This is a genomic window from Rhodococcus sp. 06-462-5, assembly GCF_002258315.1.
Taxonomy (GTDB): Bacteria; Actinomycetota; Actinomycetes; order Mycobacteriales; family Mycobacteriaceae; genus Rhodococcoides.
Window position 1 is genome coordinate 125,767 of the sequence record NZ_NOYD01000028.1, and the last position, 19,842, is coordinate 145,608.

The 19,842-nt window shown below is 65.0% G+C and carries 18 protein-coding genes and 1 tRNA gene; 7 read left to right on the top strand and 12 right to left on the bottom strand.

Annotation, left to right across the window (positions count from 1 at the left end; all coding sequences use genetic code 11):
• Positions 1-11: 11 nt before the first annotated feature.
• Positions 12-863, bottom strand: a complete 852-nt coding sequence (locus CH251_RS15185; protein WP_094613856.1) for a helix-turn-helix transcriptional regulator — start codon at positions 861-863, stop codon at positions 12-14.
• 101 nt (positions 864-964) lie between these two features.
• On the opposite strand from CH251_RS15185, the gene CH251_RS15190 reads away from it, so the two are divergent.
• Entirely contained in the window at positions 965-1,960 is a 996-nt protein-coding gene (locus tag CH251_RS15190; protein WP_094613897.1) for an aldo/keto reductase, read from the top strand.
• Between the two features lie 9 nt (positions 1,961-1,969).
• On the opposite strand, the gene CH251_RS15195 is transcribed toward CH251_RS15190, so the two are convergent.
• Complete coding sequence (locus CH251_RS15195; RefSeq protein WP_094613857.1) at positions 1,970-2,365, bottom strand: RidA family protein; 396 nt, start codon at positions 2,363-2,365, stop codon at positions 1,970-1,972.
• Between the two features lie 96 nt (positions 2,366-2,461).
• On the opposite strand from CH251_RS15195, the gene CH251_RS15200 reads away from it, so the two are divergent.
• Complete coding sequence (locus tag CH251_RS15200; protein WP_094613858.1) at positions 2,462-3,472, top strand: YafY family protein; 1,011 nt, start codon at positions 2,462-2,464, stop codon at positions 3,470-3,472.
• Here CH251_RS15200 and CH251_RS15205 read toward each other — a convergent pair.
• The 8 genes from CH251_RS15205 to CH251_RS15240 form a co-directional block, all read right to left on the bottom strand.
• Positions 3,436-4,815, bottom strand: a complete 1,380-nt coding sequence (locus tag CH251_RS15205; RefSeq protein ID WP_094613859.1) for an ABC transporter permease — start codon at positions 4,813-4,815, stop codon at positions 3,436-3,438. The genes CH251_RS15200 and CH251_RS15205 overlap by 37 nt on opposite strands.
• Positions 4,812-5,564: an ABC transporter ATP-binding protein gene (locus CH251_RS15210; protein WP_094613860.1), complete on the bottom strand. Its 753-nt coding sequence runs from the start codon at positions 5,562-5,564 to the stop codon at positions 4,812-4,814. The genes CH251_RS15205 and CH251_RS15210 overlap by 4 nt, the downstream gene beginning before the upstream one ends.
• 96 nt (positions 5,565-5,660) lie before the next feature.
• Positions 5,661-6,320 carry a response regulator transcription factor gene (locus CH251_RS15215; RefSeq protein WP_094613861.1) on the bottom strand — a complete coding sequence of 220 codons (660 nt, stop codon included), beginning with the start codon at positions 6,318-6,320 and terminating at the stop codon, positions 5,661-5,663.
• Positions 6,320-7,516, bottom strand: coding sequence for a sensor histidine kinase (locus tag CH251_RS15220; RefSeq protein WP_094613862.1), 1,197 nt, complete (start codon positions 7,514-7,516; stop codon positions 6,320-6,322). Before CH251_RS15220 ends, CH251_RS15215 begins: the two co-directional genes overlap by 1 nt.
• Positions 7,517-7,534: 18 nt before the next feature.
• Positions 7,535-8,164, bottom strand: a complete 630-nt coding sequence (locus CH251_RS15225; RefSeq protein ID WP_256979088.1) for a hypothetical protein — start codon at positions 8,162-8,164, stop codon at positions 7,535-7,537.
• A 137-nt stretch (positions 8,165-8,301) separates the two neighbouring features.
• Positions 8,302-9,285 (bottom strand): ribose-phosphate diphosphokinase, encoded by a 984-nt coding sequence (locus tag CH251_RS15230; protein WP_032395699.1) that lies wholly within the window; start codon positions 9,283-9,285, stop codon positions 8,302-8,304.
• Positions 9,282-10,754 carry a bifunctional UDP-N-acetylglucosamine diphosphorylase/glucosamine-1-phosphate N-acetyltransferase GlmU gene (glmU, locus tag CH251_RS15235; protein ID WP_094613863.1) on the bottom strand — a complete coding sequence of 491 codons (1,473 nt, stop codon included), beginning with the start codon at positions 10,752-10,754 and terminating at the stop codon, positions 9,282-9,284. The genes CH251_RS15230 and glmU overlap by 4 nt, the downstream gene beginning before the upstream one ends.
• A gap of 53 nt (positions 10,755-10,807) precedes the next feature.
• Positions 10,808-10,878, bottom strand: a tRNA-Gln gene (locus CH251_RS15240).
• 220 nt (positions 10,879-11,098) lie between these two features.
• On the opposite strand from CH251_RS15240, the gene CH251_RS15245 reads away from it, so the two are divergent.
• Both CH251_RS15245 and CH251_RS15250 read left to right on the top strand, forming a co-directional pair.
• Positions 11,099-11,737, top strand: a complete 639-nt coding sequence (locus CH251_RS15245) for a TetR/AcrR family transcriptional regulator (protein ID WP_094613864.1) — start codon at positions 11,099-11,101, stop codon at positions 11,735-11,737.
• Between the two features lie 189 nt (positions 11,738-11,926).
• Positions 11,927-12,571 (top strand): ScbR family autoregulator-binding transcription factor, encoded by a 645-nt coding sequence (locus CH251_RS15250; RefSeq protein WP_094613865.1) that lies wholly within the window; start codon positions 11,927-11,929, stop codon positions 12,569-12,571.
• On the opposite strand, the gene CH251_RS15255 is transcribed toward CH251_RS15250, so the two are convergent.
• Positions 12,572-13,552 carry an alpha/beta fold hydrolase gene (locus CH251_RS15255; RefSeq protein WP_094613866.1) on the bottom strand — a complete coding sequence of 327 codons (981 nt, stop codon included), beginning with the start codon at positions 13,550-13,552 and terminating at the stop codon, positions 12,572-12,574.
• Positions 13,553-13,607: 55 nt separating this feature from the next.
• Here CH251_RS15255 and CH251_RS15260 point away from each other — a divergent pair, with 55 nt between their 5' ends.
• The 3 genes from CH251_RS15260 to CH251_RS15270 all read left to right on the top strand — a co-directional run bounded on the left by CH251_RS15260 (position 13,608) and on the right by CH251_RS15270 (position 18,887).
• Positions 13,608-14,177 carry a TetR/AcrR family transcriptional regulator gene (locus tag CH251_RS15260; RefSeq protein ID WP_094613867.1) on the top strand — a complete coding sequence of 190 codons (570 nt, stop codon included), beginning with the start codon at positions 13,608-13,610 and terminating at the stop codon, positions 14,175-14,177.
• Between the two features lie 214 nt (positions 14,178-14,391).
• Entirely contained in the window at positions 14,392-17,970 is a 3,579-nt protein-coding gene (gene mfd / locus CH251_RS15265) for a transcription-repair coupling factor (protein WP_256979089.1), read from the top strand.
• Between the two features lie 2 nt (positions 17,971-17,972).
• Positions 17,973-18,887, top strand: coding sequence for a MazG family protein (locus CH251_RS15270; protein ID WP_094613868.1), 915 nt, complete (start codon positions 17,973-17,975; stop codon positions 18,885-18,887).
• A gap of 44 nt (positions 18,888-18,931) precedes the next feature.
• On the opposite strand, the gene CH251_RS15275 is transcribed toward CH251_RS15270, so the two are convergent.
• Positions 18,932-19,573 (bottom strand): dihydrofolate reductase family protein, encoded by a 642-nt coding sequence (locus CH251_RS15275; protein ID WP_094613869.1) that lies wholly within the window; start codon positions 19,571-19,573, stop codon positions 18,932-18,934.
• Between the last annotated feature and the right edge of the window lie 269 nt (positions 19,574-19,842).

Genomic DNA, 19,842 nt, shown 5'->3' on the forward strand with positions numbered 1-19,842 from the left:
CGAGCCGTCGACTACTCGGAGGCAGTGACGCCCAGGTGCTGAGTACCGATGACGCCGAGCAGATTCAGTTTCTCGCGGGCATCGGTTCCCGGCTGCGGCGAATAGACCAGGAGATGCTGGCCCTCTTTCTGGGTCACGAGGGTCTCGCAGTGGACGGCGATCACGCCGAGTTCGGGATGCACGAAGCGTTTGGACGCCGACGTCTTGTATGCGACTCGGTGCTCGCTCCAAATCGTCTCGAACTCGGTACTGGCGGCGCGTAGTCGCTCGACCAGTACCGCGACCTCAGGATCGCCTGCTCGCCTGGCCGACACTGCTCGAAGATCGGCTACGTGTTTGTGGCCCATCCGATCCCAGTCCTCACGTACGAAGTTCCGGCGCGTGCCGGGATCGGTGAACCACCGCCACACCACGTACTTGTCGAGCCCGGTGTACCTGCGCGGGTCCTCGGCCAGCGCGAGGTACATCGCGTTGTGCGCCACGATCTCACCGAGGTCTGTCACGACGCAGGCCGGCGTGTCGTCGAGCTTGGTCAGCAGGTGCATCAGGCCGGGCCCGACGTGCTTGTCCGCGCCGACACGGGTGGGCGGTGCCTGGCCGGCGAGGATGAAGAGATGGTCGCGCTCGTCGTCGTCCAACCGCAGCGCGCGGGCGAGCGAACCGAGAATCTGCGTGGACGGATGCGGTCCGCGCCGCTGCTCGAGGCGGGTGTAGTAATCGGTGGACATCCCGGCCAGCAGTGCCACTTCGTCGCGGCGGAGCCCCGGCGTGCGGCGTCGCGGACCCGGTGAGACACCGACGTCCTCGGGCGTCAGCAGCGCCCGACGTCGTCGGAGGAAGTCGGCCAGTTCGTCACGTTCCACTCGGTCAGTGTGCGCCGAATCGCCGACTCGAACCAGGGATCGGCAGTCCCCTGACGACCGCTCTCTGCCGCAATTCTGGTCGAGAGCACACAGTGGACTACATGAACAGAACACAACTGGGAAAGTCCGGACCCACCGTCTCGCGTATCGGCCTCGGCGCGATGGGTATGTCCGGTGCATACGGCGAATCCAGCGACGACGAATCGATCCGCACCATCCACGCTGCGCTCGACGCCGGCGTCGACCTGGTCGATACAGGGGACTTCTACGGTGCCGGCCACAACGAAACGCTCATCGGTCGGGCATTGAATGAGCGCAACCGCGACGAGGTCGTGCTGTCGGTGAAGTTCGGCGCACTACGCGGACCCGACGGAAGCTGGCTCGGATTCGACGGCAGGCCGAACGCCGTCAAGAGCTCACTCGGCTACACGTTGCAGCGGCTGGGAGTGGACCACGTCGACGTCTACCGCCCCGCTCGGCTCGATCCACAGGTGCCGATCGAGGACACCGTCGGTGCCATAGCCGAGATGGTGGACGCGGGATACGTGCGGCACATCGGCTTGTCCGAGATCGGAAGTGCGACACTGCGTCGTGCCGCGGCGGTGCACCCGATCAGCGACCTGCAGATCGAATACTCCATCGTCTCGCGCGGCATCGAGGCAGACATCCTCGATACCGCGCGTGACCTGGGCGTCGGAATCACGGCGTACGGCGTGCTCTCACGTGGGCTGCTGAGCGACACGTTCCGCGCACCCACCGCGTTGGCCGCCAACGACTTCCGTGCACACAGTCCTCGATTCCAAGGGGAGAACCTGACGAGGAATCGCGAACTCGTGGAGTTGCTGGCCGAGATCGCGGACGAGCGCAACGTCACGGTCGCGCAACTGGCCATCGCTTGGGTCCTCTCTCGTGGTGACGACATCGTGCCCGTCGTCGGCGCACGAACCGTCGAGCGATTGACGGAAACTATTGCTGCAGAGGAGATCTTGTTGACCTCCGACGAGGTGGCGCGGATCGAGAATGCCGTGCCGAAAGATGCGGTAGCGGGCGAGCGCTATGCCGAGGCGCAGATGGCGCAACTCGACAGCGAAGCCTGAGCAGAGGCGTCAGCCCACGGCGATGGCGTCGATCTCGATCATCTGGCCAGGAACTGCCAACCGGGTCACTTCCAGCATCGTGGTGGCGGGCGCGACTCCTGCTGCCCCCAGTCTTGACATGAGTACACCGTAGTGCTGGAACAGAAGGTCGACGTCGGTGGTGTAGATCCCCAGTTTCACCACGTTCGACATCGACATGTCGGCCGCCGCCAGCACCGCGTCCAGATTGTCGAGACCGAGCGCAAGCTGCGCCGCCATGTCTCCGTCATGCTCCGGTGCGCCGTTGCTGTTCATCGCAGTCTGCCCGGAGCAGTAGAGAGTTCTGTTGTTTCCGTTGATCAGTACGCCTTGGTCGAAGCCCAGCGCCACCGACCACTGCACCGGATTGACCGCAGTTCGTTCCATCGTCGTATTCCTCCGTCTTGTTCGTCCGACCGTACGAAGGAAAGGCTGTCACCGAATCACGACACCCTCTGTCGTGTATTTCGGTACCGTCTTCGCATGCGCGCAGACAGGCTGGTCTCGCTCGTGCTCCTGCTACGCCAGCGAGGCCGAATGACGGCCGACGCCCTCGCCGCCGAACTGGAAGTGTCGACTCGCACCGTGCTCCGCGACATCGACGCTCTCTCGACGGCGGGCGTGCCCGTCTACGCCGAACGGGGTCGACTGGGAGGATTCGCGCTGCTGCCCGGCTTCCGAGCCGAATTTCCCGGCCTCAACCACGACGAGACCCTGGCACTGTTGGCCGCTGTCGGATCGACCGGGGGAGACCATGCGCTCGGACTCGGGTCCGCCGTCGCGTCTGCGCTCCGAAAGGTGATGGACGCGTTGCCCGACGGCCATCACGACACTGCGCGCACTGCAGCTCGGCGGCTCCTCATCGAGCCGGAGGCGGATCTGTTGTCTCGACGCACTGCCGCAGAGCAAATTCCCACCGCCGTCATGGTCCCCGTGCGCAGAGCTGTGCTCGACGGCAGAAAGCTGCGGATTCTCTACGCGCCGGTGGGTGGGGACGAACAGTGGCGCATCGTGGATCCGGTCGGACTGGTCACGGTACGTAACCGGGGCTACCTTCTCGCCACGCGGGACGGCGAAGACCGCACCTACCGACTCTCGCGGGTGACGGAGGCCGTGGTTCTGTCCGACCCGGCGCAACGCGCAGACAACGTTCGTCTGGATCGGTTGTGGCACGATCGCAGCACCCGATTCAGGAACGGAGACGCTCGAACGACAGTGTCGGCGTGCATACATCCGGCGCGCCGGGAAGAACTCGCAGACACGGCGTTGACCGTCACCGACGAGAACATCGACGGTGACGGTCGTTTGCGCTTGGAACTCACGTTCCAGGATGCGCGGCATGCGGAGTGGGCCATGTGGCAACTCGGGACCGATGCGGAAGTGCTTGCACCGCAGTCGTTACGGGATGGACTGTATCGCCGCGCTGTCGAGATTGCCGAGCGCTACCGACCTCGCGATCAGGCATCCGCCAGCGCGACCACCGGCGAAATTTGATTCGCACGTCGTGCCGGGGTCAGTGAGGCTCCGAGCGCGAGGAGTCCACCGCACAGCACCGTTCCGGCGATCACAGCCCACGGCAGGGTGGGAGCAGTGAGCCCGCGCGAATCCAACGAGCCCAGCAGCGATTGTGCTGCGGCCCAGCCGTAGACGATGCCGAGGATCAGACCGAAGCCCATCGACGCGACCACCATCTGACTGCTCTCCGAGACGATCATCGCCCGAATCTGCTTGCGGGTGAATCCGAGTGCCCGCAACAGACCGATCTCACGGGTGCGCTGCATAATGCTCAACAGCAGGTTGTTCACCATTCCGACCGCCGCGATCACAGCCGAGAACCCGATCAGTCCGGTCATGATTCCCACCGTCACGGTGAGTACCTGGTCGACGGAGGCTTCGTCGTATTCGTTGACGAGCATCGACCGATAGCTGTACATCGCGACGGCGAACGTGGTCACCAACGTCACCCCGATCAGCAAGCCCACCGCGGTACGGGTACTGCGGTCCGGATAGCGAATTGCGTTGGCCGCAGCCAATCTCGCCGCAGGTCCTCGGCCGAACAGTCGCCCGACCAGCCTCAGCGTCGCGGGCAGAATTCGGTAGGCACCCACCATGATGCCGGTGAACGATGCGACACCGCCGAGGAACGCCACCAGAACGCCGGTCGGGTTCACCATCCCGATCAGGATCCCGAGACCGAGCAACGCCACTCCGCCTGCGATCAGCACGATCGACAGCACCGTCCTGATGCGACGCGACCGCGGAGCCTCCACTCCCGTGTCCACTGCGCCTCCCGTCGCCTGAACGGGCGTCACGTCCAACACCTTTCGAGACCCGACGTACGACGCGAGGGTCGTCGTCAGCACCACGACGACCACCGGCAGGATCACCAGCGGCTGAACGGACGTGTACTCCACATCCGGCAGCTGACCGGCCGAGACCGCAACCGCCCGCGCGAGATGGCTGGCACCGATTCCGAGAACCGAACCGACTGCACCACCGAACAATCCGACGAGGAAGCCTTCCCCGGCCACCGATCGACGAAGGTCACGCGCCCGGGCACCCAGTAGTCGAAGAAGGGCAATGGTGCGGGTGCGTCCGGCGACGATCGTCGCGAACGTGTTCGAGGTGACCACCGCCGCCACATACAGTGCGAGCCCGATGAACACCAGGGCCACGCTGTAGAGCGCCGTGACGGCAGCACCTTCCATTTCCCCGAAGATGTCGACCAGGAACGCCGTCGCCTGAATCAAGACCACACCGAAGAACGACGCCAGCGACGTCACCAGCAGACTGGCACCGTGCTCCTTCGACGCATGAGCAGAAGTCAACGCTTTCATGATGCGTGCTCCATTCCCAGCATGTAGCTCGAAATCTGTTCCGGCGTCGAACGTCCCAGTTCGTTGGCGACGCGCCCGTCGGCGAGGAAGACGATGCGATCGGCGTAACTGGCCGCGATGGGGTCGTGCGTGACCATCACGATCGACTGGCCGTACTCGCGCACCGCTGCGGCGAGTAGGCCGAGAACCTCACGCCCGGTGCGAGAATCGAGGTTGCCGGTGGGTTCGTCGGCAAAGATGAGGTGCGGCCGCGTACCCAGTGCGCGGGCGATCGCGACGCGCTGCTGCTGCCCACCCGAGAGCTGATGCGGGCGGTGGTTCACCCGCCCCTGCAATCCCAGAGTGTCTATGAGTTGCTCTATCCAGGCTGCCTCCTCGGCGGTGGGTGCGCGGCCGTCGAGCTCGAACGGCAGCAGTATGTTGCCCCGAACATCGAGGGTGGGAACGAGATTGAACGACTGGAAGATGAAGCCGACCTGTGTGCGGCGCAGCGTCGTCAGTGCGTCGTCGTCGGCCGCTGTGATGTCGGCACCGGCCAGCATCAGATGTCCGGAGCTGGCGTTGTCCAGTCCGGCCATCACATGCATCAAGGTCGATTTGCCGGAGCCGGACGGTCCCATGATGGCGGTGAACTGGCCGCCGTGAATGTCGAGAGAGACGTTGTCGAGGGCGCTCACCGGATTGGACGAGTCGCCGAAATGTTTGCTGACCTGAAATGCCCGTGCAACGGGGCCTGCTGTGATCGTCATGCCCACAACGCTATGAATTCGGCGGCCCCGAGTAATCAGGCGCGAGTCTTCGCCTCGTACATCTACAGGATGACTTAGGTGTCAGTCCCCGTACGGTCAAGGTGAGTTGAGGCCGTGCTCGAATGCGTAGACCACCAACTGCACCCGATCTCGCAGCGCGAGTTTGGCGAAGATGCGGCTGATGTGTGTCTTCACCGTCGCCTCGCTCAAGAACTCCATCGCGGCGATCTCGGAGTTGCTCAGCCCACGGGCGGTGAGTCGGAAGAGCTCCTTCTCTCGTGCGGTGAGGGTGGCGAACTCGGCAGGGACCTTCGGCACCACCGGCGTGGGTGTGAAGTGCGCCAGCAGCCCCGTCGTCGCCGACGCGGCGATCACCGAATTACCTGCATGGACCGTCCGGATCGCGGCGAGCAGAAATTCCGGGTCCGCGTCCTTGAGCACGAAACCGCTTGCCCCCGAACGGATGGCTCGTGCCGCACTCTCGTCGAGATCGAACGTCGTGAGCACCAGAATCCGCGGTGGAGTATCGGACGCGGCCACGATCCGCTCGGTAGCGGCGATACCGTCGAGCACCGGCATCCGGACGTCCATGAGCATCACGTCGGGCACTGCCGACGCGGCGAGCTCCACGGCTTCCTTCCCGTTGCCCGCCTCACCGACGAACTCCAGATCGGGCTGCGAGGAAATGAGCATGCGAATACCCGCTCGGAACAGCTGCTGATCGTCGACCAGAGCCACCTTGATTCGATCGGCCATCAGTTGATTCCCTTCGTGGACGAGCCGGCAGCAGGAAGCCAGGCAGTCACGGTCCACGACGAGCCGTCGCCGGACGCGGTGCACATGCCACCGGCGAGGCTGGCGCGTTCCTTCATGCCGGCGATTCCGTGCCCGCCCGATTCCGATGCCGAACGGACCGAGCGCACAGTGTTGCGCACCGTCAATTCGATGCCGGCCGGGTCGGATTCGATGGTGACGGTGACGGGCTTGTCGGGATCGCCGTGACGAAGGGCATTGGTCAACGATTCCTGCGCGATCCGGTAGAGAGCCAGGTGCGCACCGGCACCCAACGATACGGACGTGGTGTCGATCGAGGAGTCGATGGTGAGTCCGGTCGCGCGTACTTGGTCGAAGAGACGCTCGAGATCGTCGGGTGTCGGGTTCGGTAGATCGCCCTGACTGTGACGAAGCTGTCCGAGCAACACCCGAACATCGGAGAGTGCCTCGCGCGCGGTGTCGGAGATTGTCGTCAGAGCAGTGTCGACGGCAGCGGGATCGACGGCGCGCACGTAGCGTGCACCGTCGGCCTGCGCGATCACCACGGCCAACGAATGCGCCACGATGTCGTGCATGTCGCGAGCAATTCTGTTGCGCTCCTGCTCGATTGCCACTTCGTGTTCGGCGCGGGCCTGATGTACCTCGGCGAGCTCGCGCGCGTGTGCGGATTCGATGGCGGTGCGCCGGGCGTAGGCGAGGCGGCCCAGGGCCCAGGACAACCCGAGCATGGCCCAGAGGCCGGCGAGCAGCAGGGCGAACTGTGCTATTCGGGGTTCCTGGTAGCCCTCCTCCGTGGGCGGGCCGAAAGGATTGCCGTCCACGTACGCCAGGTAAAGAGCGGCAGTCACTCCGCCGCCGACGGCCGACGCGAGCCCCAAGCGCCGAACGACGCTGTCGCCGTACGCGGCCGAGCAGTACAGGATCGCGAAGATTGCGGTGTCTGCGGAGAGGGGGAGCACCCCGCTGACCATCTGCACGACGGCCAGCACCCAGGCGAGCGCCAACGACAGTCGCGGTGATCGGCGCCTGATGGCCAGCGCTACGCCGAAACCGACCAGCACACCCGCGCCGGAAGAACCGTACGGTCCGCTCAGCGTCGACGGCAGCAGGAGCAGAACGAAGACGACGGCGTAGGTGGCATCGAGCACCTGCCGTGAGATCGGACGCTTGCGCAGCACTCGATCAGACTACGTGGATCAGTTGGTGCGGCGACGAGCCTTCTCGAGCGCGGCCAGGGTCGACAGGACGGTGGTGCGTTGCCGCTCGAGATCCTTCATGCGTGCACGTGCCGGCAGGCCCTGCACGCCGTCGAGCGCGCTGATCTGCTCGTCGACGGAGGTCAGCTGGCCGAGCAACTTCTGCACCCGGGACTGCAGTTCGATCGCATCGATCCCGGTGACCCCGGCCTGCGACTTCTTCGTCGGTGCCTTCGCAGGCGCTCCGGACGTCGTCGGGGCCGGTGTGTTTCCCGCAGCAGCGGCCCTGGGACGCAACGCCTTGCGGACGGCGGCCGGATCGGGCAGCTTCTCGAGCCGAATGCGGTTGAGCACCTCACGCGCATCCCGAGCGGTGACGCGGTACTCGCGCTCCTCCTCGTCCTCGGACGCCAGCGTGCCGCCCAGGGGCCGCAGACCGTACATCCCGATGAAGTGCTTGGCCTCGTCGATGACCGCTTCCTTCTCGCGGCACAGACCGCAGCGCGGCTCGTTTCGGAAGTCCTCGACGCTGTCGGTGCTACCGCACCAGACGCACCCGCCCGGCGTCCATCGGGCAATTCTGACCGTAGTAGTTCCAGCCGGGCCGTGGGGAGAGTCTGCGTCGATCACGACGAGTCATCTTAGGTGACAACGAAACCCGCCCCGCACACCCCCGTCTCGCGAGCTGCATGTTCCGGTCACGGACGTGACGTAGTTCATGCGGCGCGGACGGAGAGTGGGCGGGGCGGGGTGAAACAGACTGACTGTTATGCGCTGCCGTTGAAAAGGCTGGTGACGGAACCGTTTTCGAAGACCTCGCGAATGGTGCGAGCCAGCAGCGGCGCGATCGAGAGCTCGGTCAGCGTTGCGAAGCGCTTCTCGTCGCTGATCGGCAGGGTGTTGGTGACGACGACTTCCTTGGCACCGCAGTTCGCGAGACGCTCGGCGGCCGGATTGGACAGAACGCCGTGGGTGGCGGCGATGACGACGTCACCGGCTCCGGCTTCCTTGAGCACCTTCACGGCACCGGCGATGGTGCCGCCGGTGTCGATCATGTCGTCGATGAGGATGCAGGTGCGGCCTTCGACGTCACCGACGACGCGGTTGGACTTGACCTGGTTGGGCACCAACGGGTCACGCGTCTTGTGGATGAACGCCAGCGGCGCGCCGTCGAACGAGTCGGCCCATTTCTCGGCGACGCGCACGCGGCCGGAGTCGGGGGAGACCACGGTGATGTGCTCGAGGCTGTAGGTCGCCCGGATGTGATCGGCGAGCTGGCTGTGTGCGTGCATGTGATCGACGGGGCCGTCGAAGAAGCCCTGGATCTGATCGGTGTGCAGGTCGACGGTGATGATGCGGTCGGCACCGGCGGTCTTGAGCAGATCCGCGACCAGACGAGCGGAGATGGGCTCGCGTCCCCGGTGCTTCTTGTCCTGGCGCGCGTACGGGTAGAACGGCAGGATCGCGGTGATGCGCTTGGCCGATCCGCGCTTGAGCGCGTCGATCATGATGAGCTGTTCCATCAGCCACGTGTTGAGCGGGAACGGATGCGACTGCAGCACGAAGGCGTCCGATCCGCGGACCGACTCCTCGAAGCGAACGAAGATCTCGCCGTTGGCGAAGTCACGCGCGGTCTGCGGGGTGACGTCGATTCCGAGTTCCTTGGCGACCTGCTCGGCCAACTCCGGATGTGCTCGACCAGAAAACAGCATCAGGTTCTTCTGGTTGTCGATCCAATTAGGGGTGGTCACTGCTCTTCGCCGTCCTTTTGTTCTTGCCGATCACGATCTGCGAGCGCCGCTGCTTTCGCAGCTTCGGTTCCGGGCCTGTTGTCCATGACCCAGCCTTCGATATTGCGTTGCTTGCCACCGGAGACGGCCAGCGCGCCGGGAGGAACATCGTCCCGAACCACTGTTCCTGCACCGGTGTAAGCGCCGTCGCCCACATGCACGGGGGCGACGAACGTCGAGTCGGAACCGGTCCGTACGTGGGATCCGATTTCCGTGCGGCTCTTGTTGACGCCGTCGTAGTTGGCGAAGACATTGGAGCAACCGATGTTGCTGTGGTCGCCGATCGTGGCATCGCCGACGTAGGTGAGGTGCGGGACCTTGGTGTGGCGGCCGATCGTCGCGTTCTTGGTCTCGACGTAGGCACCGAGTTTGCCGCCCTCGCCCAACACCGTGCCGGGACGCAGGTAGGTGAACGGTCCGACGGTGGCATCGGGTCCGATCACGGCCTGCTCGGCGTGGGTGCGCACGACCGACGCGCGCTCGCCGATCTCGACGTCACGCAGCGTCGAGTCGGGCCCGACGACCGCGTCGTCGGCGATGTGGGTCTTACCGTGAAGTTGGACGCCGGGTTCGATGCGGACGTCCGCGCCGAGGGTGACGTCGATGTCGATCCAGGTGGTCGACGGATCCACGACGGTGACGCCGGCCCGCATGTGTCGTTCGACGATATGACGGTTCAACACGGAGGTGACGTGCGCCAGCTGGACGCGGTCGTTGACGCCCACCACCAGATCGGGATCGGCGAGCTGGGTGCCGTAGACGGCCTTGCCGTCGGCCTTGCTGATCTTGACGACGTCGGTCAGATACAGCTCGTGCTGGGCATTGGCGGTGCTGAGCTTGCCCAGCGCGGTACGCAGCGCGACGGCGTCGAACGCGTAGACGCCGGAGTTGACCTCACCGATCAGAACCTGAGCGGGGGTGGCGTCGGCGTGCTCGACGATCTCGGCCACCTCGCCGTCGTCGGTGCGGACGATACGGCCGTAGCCGTTGGCATCGTCGGGGAGAAAGGTCAGCACCGTGGCGGCTGCGGGCCGGGGGGCGCTCAGATGCTCGTCGAGCAGAGCTTTGAGAGTGTGGCCGTCGAGCAGGGGAACGTCGGCCGCGGTGACGAGGATCGTGCCCTCGAAATCGTCGGGCAGGGCAGCCAGGCCGCACTGGACGGCGTGCCCGGTGCCGAGCTGCCGATCCTGCACGGCGGTGTGAATCGTGCGACCGAAGGTGGCCGCGAGGTCCTGGACGGCCTCGGTCACTCGTTCACGATCGTGTCCGACGACGGTCACCAGGTGGTCGGGACCCAGGTCAGCGGCTGCGTGAAGGGCGTGCGCGAGCATCGTGCGTCCGGCCAGGGGATGCAGAACTTTCGGAGTCTTCGACCGCATTCGGGTACCTGCACCCGCAGCGAGAACGACCACGGCGGTCTGCACAGGCATTGAGCTCCTCAGGCGGTAACGCGAATGACGGCATGCGTGAATGATGTTGCTCGCTCCGCCGCCAGGACTCGAACCTGAACTATCTGAACCAAAATCAGAGGTGCTGCCATTACACCACGGCGGATAAACGGCCAGCGGTTTCACCAGTGGCCGACGAATCGAACGACTCATTCGTTTGCCGCTGCGCTCCCACTGAGCGCAACGATCCTCGCACGCGAGGTGGTGGTGAGTCGAACCGCGATGAAGATTGGTGGGCCAAACGGATGCATCGGACATCGCTAGTGTGGAGAAGGCGTCGATTCCGGCGTCGGGAAATGCAGGGTCGGTAACGGGAGCGGTTTTCCATGACAGGCGCAGCCTCCGAGCAGGAACGCTCACCTCGGGTCCGAATGACCGGGACGCAACGGCGTGAGCAGTTGATCGAGGTGGGCCGCACGCTGTTCGCCGAACGCGGGTACGAGGCCGCGTCGGTCGAGGAGATCGCCGGACGCGCGAACGTGTCCAAGCCGGTGGTCTACGAGCACTTCGGCGGCAAGGAAGGTCTCTACGCCGTCATCGTCGACCGGGAGATGTCGACGCTTCTCGGCATGATCACGAAATCACTCGATCTCAATCGCTCGCGGATTCGCGTCGAACGTGTCGCACTGGCACTGCTGACCTACATCGAAGATCGGACCGACGGCTTCCGGATTCTCGTTCGCGATTCCCCTGCGGCTGCCGAGGACGGGAAGTACTCGTCGTTGCTCAACGAGGCCATCGGTCGCGTCGGGCACATGCTGGCCGGGGACTTCTCGCGTCGCGGCCTCGATCCCGAGTTCGCGCCGATGTATGCCCAGGCACTCGTCGGAATGGTGTCCATGACCGCGCAGTGGTGGCTCGACGTGCGCACCCCGTCGAAAGAAGTGGTTGCGGCGCATGTGGTCAACCTGTGCTGGAACGGGCTGACGAATCTGGAGGCGGACCCTCGATTGACCGAGGAATGAGTACACGGTTCGGTCTCTTCGCGGCGTAAGAGGGGGTATCGTCCCCTTTGTCGGCCATGAGAGCTGTGTCACCTACGGCGCAGTGCTCAATCGGACCGATGCATGTTGGCATGAGACGTAAAGCCACTCAGTGGTACCGTTCGGGCGTAATTTGCGCAGTGGCAGTACAGAATTGCGAAGGCGGATCCCATGGTCAGGCAGGCCCGCGCTGAAATAACTCGCGACACCGTGCTCGCGGGCGCAGCGAATGTATTCCTGCGCCTGGGGTACGCGAACGCGAGTCTCAGCGAGATCATCTCTCAGTCCCAGGTCACCAAAGGCGCTCTGTACTTCCATTTCGGTTCCAAGGAAGAACTCGCACGTGCGGTCATCGACGAGGGCAACACTCGGTTGACCACTGCATGCATGCAGTTCAACGACGGCCGAATCCCGGCGCTCGAAGCGGCCATCGGTATCTCCTACATCGTCGTCGACCTCTCGGTCAGCGACCCCATGGTCTCGGCCATGCTTCGACTGAGCCATCAGATCGGCGATTACCGCGGCACCGAGGGCAACGTCATGGCCGGGTGGAGCGAGTCGTTCGACAAGCTCGCCGCCAAAGCCATCGCGCAGGGCGACATCGACCCCAACTCCGATTCGCGCACCATCGGTTCGCTCGTCCTGGAAATTCTCACCGGCGTGCACATGGTGGCTGTTGCCACCTCCACCACCGAGGAACTGCCGTCGCGCATGGAGCGTCTCTGGTACTACCTTCTCCCGGCCCTCGTCCCGGCCAACAAGCTCGACTACTTCCGCGAGTTCGCTGCGCGTCGAGTCATCCGCTTCGGCCCGTAACTACCGGTACTGCAGCACGAAGTCCGCGATGTCGTCGCGCACTCGTTCCGGATACTCGCCGTTGACGGCGTGTGAGGCGTCCGGATAGAGCCGGACGGTCCCGTCGGGCAGTGTCCTCTCTGCCGTCGCGACTGCTTCCTGAGCGTCGTGCATCACCGACCTGCCCGCGATGATCGCCAGGACGGGCACGTCGAGCGTCGCGAGTCGATCTTCGGCAAAACGTGTGGGCTGCGGCAGCTTCAGCGAATAGCCCTGCATCCCGGCTTCGATCATGTCGGCGACGGGGACGTCCTGCACCTCCGCGCCGCCCGCGGTATAGGAGTTGAAGCTGTCCCGCCAGGATTTCGGAAGCCACGGCACGGCGGCTGGGAGGGCCCGAATCGCGGTGCCCCACGGAATATCGGCGAAAGTCTGGGCCGGGTCTATCAGCGTGAGAGTGGCGAGGTGCGTGCTGTCGTGCAGCGCCAGGTTCGCTGCGGTCCACCCACCGATCGACAGTCCGACGAGATGGACCTTGTCGGTCGGCAGAGCGGCGAGTGTCTGATCGAGCCACGTGGCCTGGTCCTCGTCGCTGGTGATCGGCCGTTCCTGGATGCTGCGTCCCGGCTCGCCGAGCAGGTCGACGGTGTAGACGTCGCCGATCGTCAGCAGTCCGGGCAGGTTGGCCGCCCATACCGGTGTGGCCGAGGAACGGCCGGGGAGCAGGAGCAGAGGGTGGGTCGAGGTTCCGGTGCCCTCGAATCGATAGACGCGCACGACGCCGTAGTCGGTTCTGATGTCGAGCGTCTCCGCCGGATCGGGCAGATCCTCGAACGCGCGGTCGTAGGCGGCGAGAAATCGGTCCTCGCCCGCTGCGCTGTTCCAGTGGCCCACCGGTGACGGAGACCGGAGCGCGAACGCGAGGGCGAGCACGCCGACGGTCAGCGCCCCAGCGGCGATCTTCAGGTATCGACGCCGCTTCTTCGGTGCTGGGACGTTCATCGCAACTCTCCTAACCGATCGGTAAGTAAATCAACCGTACGGTAGGCTGGCGATCGTGGCAACGAGAGAACCGAGCTTCGTCGAGCGCGCGCGACGCGCTCAGCTGATCGACGTCACGATCGACTCGGTCGCCCGACACGGGTACGCGAAGGTCTCGCTCGCACGCATCGCGGACAGTGCTGGGATCACCAAAGCTGCTGTGCTGTATCACTTCCGAACCAAGGACGCAGTGATCGACGCCGCGTATCGGTTCGTTCTCGCGGCGCTGGTGGAGGACGTGGCAGCCGCGGTCGAGGCCGTCGACGCCCGGGAAGGTCCCCGGGCGTATGTGCGTGCGATGGTCGGCCACCTCCGTGATCACCCGACGCACACCCGGATGTTGGTCGAGGCGCTCGGCAACTCGGCTCTGGGGCACAGACCGGAGGATCGATGGCGTCCGTTGGCCGACATCATCGACGCAGCCGTCCGGACTCGCGGGACGGTCGGCGTCGATTCACGCACTCTGGCCATCATCGTCGGCGGTGGGATCGACGCGATCGTCACCGAGCGCCTGCACGACCAGGAGTACGACTCGGTTGCTGCTGCCGAGTCTCTCTCGGCGATGCTCGACGCAGCGCTGACCTGACCCGCAGTCTCCCGCCCGCCGCGCTGTCGGTGTGCTCCCATAGACTCGGTCGGGACTGTGCGTACGCAGCCATCGCCTCGACTCGCTTGTAGGAGCATTGCTGTTGTCTTCCGATTCCCTGCCAGCCATTTCTCCATCCGGGCCGGCCCCGATCGTTCCCGACGCGGCGCTGCAACTCTCGGGTCTGGCAAGCGTCGCGCTGACCGATTCGGCCATGGTGGCCGTCGCCGACGCGATCGGAACCGCCGAACACACACTCATCGGACCGCACTCGGTTCGCCCGTTCGTCGCCGCCGCGATCGCACAGCACACGCAGCTGCTGATCGTCACCGCCACCGGGCGTGAAGCGGACGATCTCACCGACGAGCTCCGCCAGATCCTCGGCGGCGGCGTGGTCATGTTCCCGTCGTGGGAGACGCTTCCGCACGAGCGACTCTCACCGAGCGCCGACACCGTCGGCAAGCGACTGGACGTACTGCGCCGGCTCGCTCGCTCCGGCGACACCGATTACGGCGATCCGCTGCGCGTCATCGTCACCACGGTCCGCTCGTTGGTGCAGCCCATGGCACCCGGTCTCGGCGAGATCGAACCCGTGACCCTGAAGGTCGGCCTGGACATCGACTTCGACGGCCTGATCCACCGACTCGTCGAGTTCGGCTACCTGCGGGTGGACATGGTCGGTAAGCGCGGCGAGTTCGCCGTCCGCGGCGGCATCCTCGACCTGTTCTCGCCGACGGCAGATCACCCGGTGCGCGTGGAATTCTGGGGCGACGAGATCACCGAACTCCGCGCGTTCGCGGTCTCCGATCAGCGTTCGTTGCCCGATCACGAGGTCGATCTCGTCATCGCTCCGCCGTGCCGCGAACTGCTTCTCACACAGGAAGTCCGCGACCGCGCTGCGGTTCTCGCAGCCGACAATGCCGGCGACACCGCGTTGGTCGAGATGCTCGACAAGCTGTCCGCCGGTGTCCCGGTGGAGGGCATGGAGGCGCTGCTGCCGCTGCTGCAGCCGGGTGAGTTGCAGTTGCTCGCCGACACCCTCCCCGCAGGAACACACGTGTTGCTCTGCGACCCCGAGCGAATCCGAACGCGCGCAACAGATCTGGTGCGTACGGGCCAGGAGTTCCTCGAAGCGTCCTGGACGGCGGCATCGATCGGTGGAGCTGCGCCGCTCGATACCTCCACCCTCGATACGTCCAGCCTCGAAGGTGCGTCTCTCGATCTCGGTGCCTCTGCGTACCGTTCGCTTCGACAGGTTCGTGAATCGGCGCAGGTGCACGGCCGTCCGTGGTGGACCATCAGCCCGTTGGCATCCGGCAACGGTGAGGAAGTCGAACTCGCCGTCGATTCGGTCCCGGAGGTTCGTGGGTCCGAGGAGGCGCTGACGGCCCTGTTCGCGACGCTGCGGGCGCATATCGCCACCGGTGGTCGTGCGGTCATCTCGGTCGCCGGTGCCGGTACCGCCACCCGCATCATCGAACGTCTCGCCGAGGCCGAAGTGCCTGCGGCACATCTCGATTCCGGTGCAGTTCCGGTCGCCGACGTCGTCAACGTCCTGTGCGGATCGTTGCACGACGGCCTGGTCTTTCCCGACGCGAAACTCGTGGTCGTCACCGAGAGCGATCTGACCGGCAACCGCGTCGCCGCAGCGGGCGAGGGGCGCAAGCTCCCGGCGAAGCGTCGTAATCAGGTCGATCCGCTCGCCCTCGTCGCCGGCGACAGCGTCGTGCACGATCAGCACGGCATCGGTCGTTTCGTCGAGATGGTCGAGCGCACCATCGGCGGTGCCCGACGCGAATACCTCGTCGTGGAGTACGCACCCAGCAAGCGTGGCCATCCCGGAGACCGACTCTTCGTCCCGATGGACTCGCTCGATCAGCTCTCGCGCTACGTCGGCGGTGAGCTGCCGTCTCTGAGCAAGCTCGGCGGATCCGATTGGGCCAACACCAAACGCAAAGCGCGCAAGGCAGTTCGCGAGATCGCCGGCGAACTCGTGCAGCTGTACGCCGCTCGCCAGGCCGCACCCGGGCACGCTTTCGGACCCGACACCCCGTGGCAGCTCGAAATGGAAGATGCGTTCGGTTTCACCGAGACGGTCGACCAGATGACGGCCATCACCGATGTCAAGGCCGACATGGAGAAGGCGGTTCCGATGGACCGCGTCATTCTCGGTGACGTCGGCTACGGCAAGACCGAGATCGCGGTTCGCGCCGCGTTCAAGGCGGTGCAGGACGGCAAGCAGGTCGCCGTGCTGGTGCCGACAACGCTTCTGGCGCAACAACATCTGCAGACCTTCACTGCGAGGATGGCGTCGTTCCCGGTGACGGTGAAGGGGCTCTCCCGTTTCACTCACGGCTCCGAATCCAAGGAGGTCATGGCCGGGCTGGCCGACGGAACGGTCGACATCGTCGTCGGCACGCACCGCTTGCTGCAGACCGGTGTCGCCTGGAAGGACCTCGGGTTGGTCATCGTCGACGAGGAGCAGCGCTTCGGCGTCGAGCACAAGGAGCACATCAAGTCGCTCCGAACCCACGTCGACGTCCTGACGATGTCCGCCACTCCGATTCCGCGAACGCTCGAGATGAGTCTCGCCGGAATCCGTGAGATGTCGACCATTCTCACTCCGCCGGAAGAGCGTCATCCGGTGCTCACCTACGTGGGTGCGTACAACGACAAGCAGGTCGCCGCGGCCATCAGGCGTGAGTTGCTGCGCGACGGCCAGGTGTTCTTCGTGCACAACCGAGTCAGCTCGATCGACAAGGCCGCCAAGAAGATTCGCGATCTGGTGCCCGAGGCGCGGGTGGCGACGGCGCACGGTCAGATGAACGAGGAAACACTCGAACGCACCGTGCAGGGGTTCTGGCAACGTGAGACCGACGTGCTGGTGTGTACCACCATCATCGAGACCGGTCTCGACATCTCCAATGCCAACACGCTCATCGTGGAGCGGTCCGATTCGCTCGGCCTCTCGCAGTTGCACCAGCTCCGCGGCCGCGTGGGCCGTAGTCGCGAGCGCGGCTACGCGTACTTCCTGTATCCGCCGGAGAAGCCGCTCACCGAGACCGCCTACGACCGGCTGGCGACCATCTCGCAGAACTCCGACCTCGGTGCCGGTATGGCCGTGGCGATGAAGGACCTCGAAATCCGTGGTGCCGGAAACGTTCTGGGCGCAGAGCAGTCCGGTCACGTCGCAGGCGTCGGATTCGACCTGTACGTGCGGCTCGTCGGTGAAGCGGTCGAGGCGTATCGCGCGGCCGCCGACGGCAAGCCCATCACCACGGACGAAGCTCCCAAGGAAGTGCGCATCGACCTGCCCGTCGACGCCAACATCCCACCCGACTACGTCACCAGCGATCGATTGCGCCTCGAGGGCTATCGAAAGCTCGCTGCGGCAGCCGATTCGGAGGGAATCGACGCCGTCATCGAAGAACTCGTCGACCGGTACGGCCCGCTGCCCGAGGAGGTCGGCCGCCTGGTCTCGATCGCCAAGCTGCGCCTGATCGCCAAGGAGTATGGTCTGACCGACGTCAACGTCGCCGGAACGCAGGTGAAGCTGGCCCCCATGGATCTGCCCGATTCCAAGCAGATCCGCCTCAAGCGGCTCTACCCGAGTGCTGCGTACCGGGCCACGACCGGGGTGGTGCAGTTGCCGCTGCCGCGCGTCGAAGGTGGCGGAGTGGGGGCGGCGCGCGTACGCGACGTCGAATTGGTCCAGTTCATCGCCGATCTCATCCTATCCTTGGACGGGAAGCCATCTCGGTCGGTGTTGCTGGAGCAAACAGTGGGGGTGTAGCGGTGACGGTAGTTCTGCTCGACCCGGTCCGTCCCACACAAGTCCCGGTGGACGCCGTCGAATTTCTCGGCGAGCCCGTGCAATTCACCGAGGAAGTGCCGGTGCGAGTGCGGTGGCTGTTCTCGGGAACCGCTGCGCCCGACGCCGTCGACGCAGTTCTGGTGAGCACCGATCCCGCCAACCCCGACGTTCATGAACGGATCGAACGCGGCGAACGAGTCATCGCCGCCGAGAAGCTTCCCGGTGACGACCTCATCGCGGCAGTCCGGTTGATGGATCGGCTGCGCACCCTCGGCGGATGGGAAGCGCAGCAGACCCACGAGTCGCTGCGCGGGTACCTGCTGGAAGAAACCTACGAGCTGCTCGACGCCATCGCCGCGGGCAACCTGGTGGATCTGCGCGAAGAACTCGGAGACCTGTTGCTGCAGGTGCTCTTTCATTCCCGAATTGCTCAGGATGCCGCCGAGAACGCATTCGACGTCGACGACGTCGCCGCGGGACTCGTTGCCAAACTGACCCACCGCAGCCCGCACCTCGGTCGAACGGGCAACGGCCCCATCGACATCGCCGAACAAGAGCGAGCCTGGGAAGAGAAGAAGGCATCGGAGAAGGCGCGCGGATCCTGCGTCGACGGAATCGCCCTGTCTCAGCCGTCACTCGCACTGGCGCAGAAAGTGATCGGACGAGCCACGAAGGCCGGCCTGCCCGACGAGCTCATTCCCGACGGCCTTCGCGTCGTACACATCGGAGTCGATCACGCGCACGGTGGAGAGAGTGCCGAGGACCTGCTTCGGCGTCGGGTACTGGATTTCGCGTCCCTGATCCGCAATGCCGAGGCGTCGGCCCGCAACGCCGGCATCGCGCCGGGGGAGATGTCTGCACTCGACTGGATCGAGCACTGGGGTCTGCGGGGCTGAGGGTTCGCATCCCCATCCACCCCTCGTACCTCGATCCGGACCGGCTACCTGCGCCAGAACAGATGGTGCGTGACGCCGCTGCTGCTGGGGACTATCTCGTGTTCGAATCTGTCGTTCAATTCGTCGGGTGAATCCCACAGCTTCAGGCCCGAGCCTAATTCGATGGGCGAGACGGCGATGTGCAGGGTGTCGACGAGATCGGCGTCGAGGAATTCTCGGATGCTGGTGACGCCACCGCCGAGCCGTACGTCCTTGCCGCCCGCGGCCTCCTTTGCCTGTGTCAGCACTTCGGCGGGCTCGCCGTCGACGAAGTGGAATGTGGTGTTGGACAGTGTGATGGACGGCCGCTCGTGGTGGGTGAGCACGAAGACGGGAGTGTGGAACGGCGGCTCGTCACCCCACCAGCCCTGCCATTCGTGGTCGGTCCACGGTCCGCGTTGAGGTCCGAACTTGTGCCGGCCCATGATCTCGGCACCGATGTCGTTGGCGAAGTCGCGGGCGAAGTAGTCGTCGAGTCCGCGACTACCACCCGAACCGGCGTTTCCAGGAAAGCTGGCGGTCGCGAAGTACCACCTCATCAGGGCCAGGTGGTCGAGACCGAACGGGCTCTCGAAGCTCTGGTCCACCCCAGCAGCGATCCCATCGCTGGAGATGGTGAAGTTCTGTACCCGAACCAGCTGTCCCATGTGTGCTCCCGAAGTCGATGACGAAGACGTACGACGTATGGACCGAACCGACCTTACGAACTCATCGCCCGCCTGCGTCAATGGACCCTTGCAGCGGTCAGACGTATGCAATGCGCCATCGACGCAGACCGGGGTCGTGCGTGAATGAACCATTGCCGCGGTCAGACGCATGCAAGGGTCCATTGACGCGGACGGGGGGACCGGCCTACTCGAACAGCGTCGAGCCCCAGTACTCGGATTCTTCGACGCCGGGTGGGCAGGCGAATACC

Excerpts from the sequence above, each read along its gene's own strand:
- CH251_RS15190 (WP_094613897.1), top strand. The coding sequence starts at position 965 with ATGAACAGAACACAACTGGGAAAGTCCGGACCCACCGTCTCGCGTATC.
- CH251_RS15195 (WP_094613857.1), bottom strand. The coding sequence starts at position 2,365 with ATGGAACGAACTGCGGTCAATCCGGTGCAGTGGTCGGTGGCGCTGGGC.
- CH251_RS15200 (WP_094613858.1), top strand. The coding sequence starts at position 2,462 with ATGCGCGCAGACAGGCTGGTCTCGCTCGTGCTCCTGCTACGCCAGCGA.
- CH251_RS15205 (WP_094613859.1), bottom strand. The coding sequence starts at position 4,815 with ATGAAAGCGTTGACTTCTGCTCATGCGTCGAAGGAGCACGGTGCCAGT.
- CH251_RS15210 (WP_094613860.1), bottom strand. The coding sequence starts at position 5,564 with ATGACGATCACAGCAGGCCCCGTTGCACGGGCATTTCAGGTCAGCAAA.
- CH251_RS15215 (WP_094613861.1), bottom strand. The coding sequence starts at position 6,320 with ATGGCCGATCGAATCAAGGTGGCTCTGGTCGACGATCAGCAGCTGTTC.
- glmU (WP_094613863.1), bottom strand. The coding sequence starts at position 10,754 with ATGCCTGTGCAGACCGCCGTGGTCGTTCTCGCTGCGGGTGCAGGTACC.
- CH251_RS15245 (WP_094613864.1), top strand. The coding sequence starts at position 11,099 with ATGACAGGCGCAGCCTCCGAGCAGGAACGCTCACCTCGGGTCCGAATG.
- CH251_RS15250 (WP_094613865.1), top strand. The coding sequence starts at position 11,927 with ATGGTCAGGCAGGCCCGCGCTGAAATAACTCGCGACACCGTGCTCGCG.
- CH251_RS15255 (WP_094613866.1), bottom strand. The coding sequence starts at position 13,552 with ATGAACGTCCCAGCACCGAAGAAGCGGCGTCGATACCTGAAGATCGCC.
- mfd (WP_256979089.1), top strand. The coding sequence starts at position 14,392 with ATGGTGGCCGTCGCCGACGCGATCGGAACCGCCGAACACACACTCATC.
- CH251_RS15275 (WP_094613869.1), bottom strand. The coding sequence starts at position 19,573 with ATGGGACAGCTGGTTCGGGTACAGAACTTCACCATCTCCAGCGATGGG.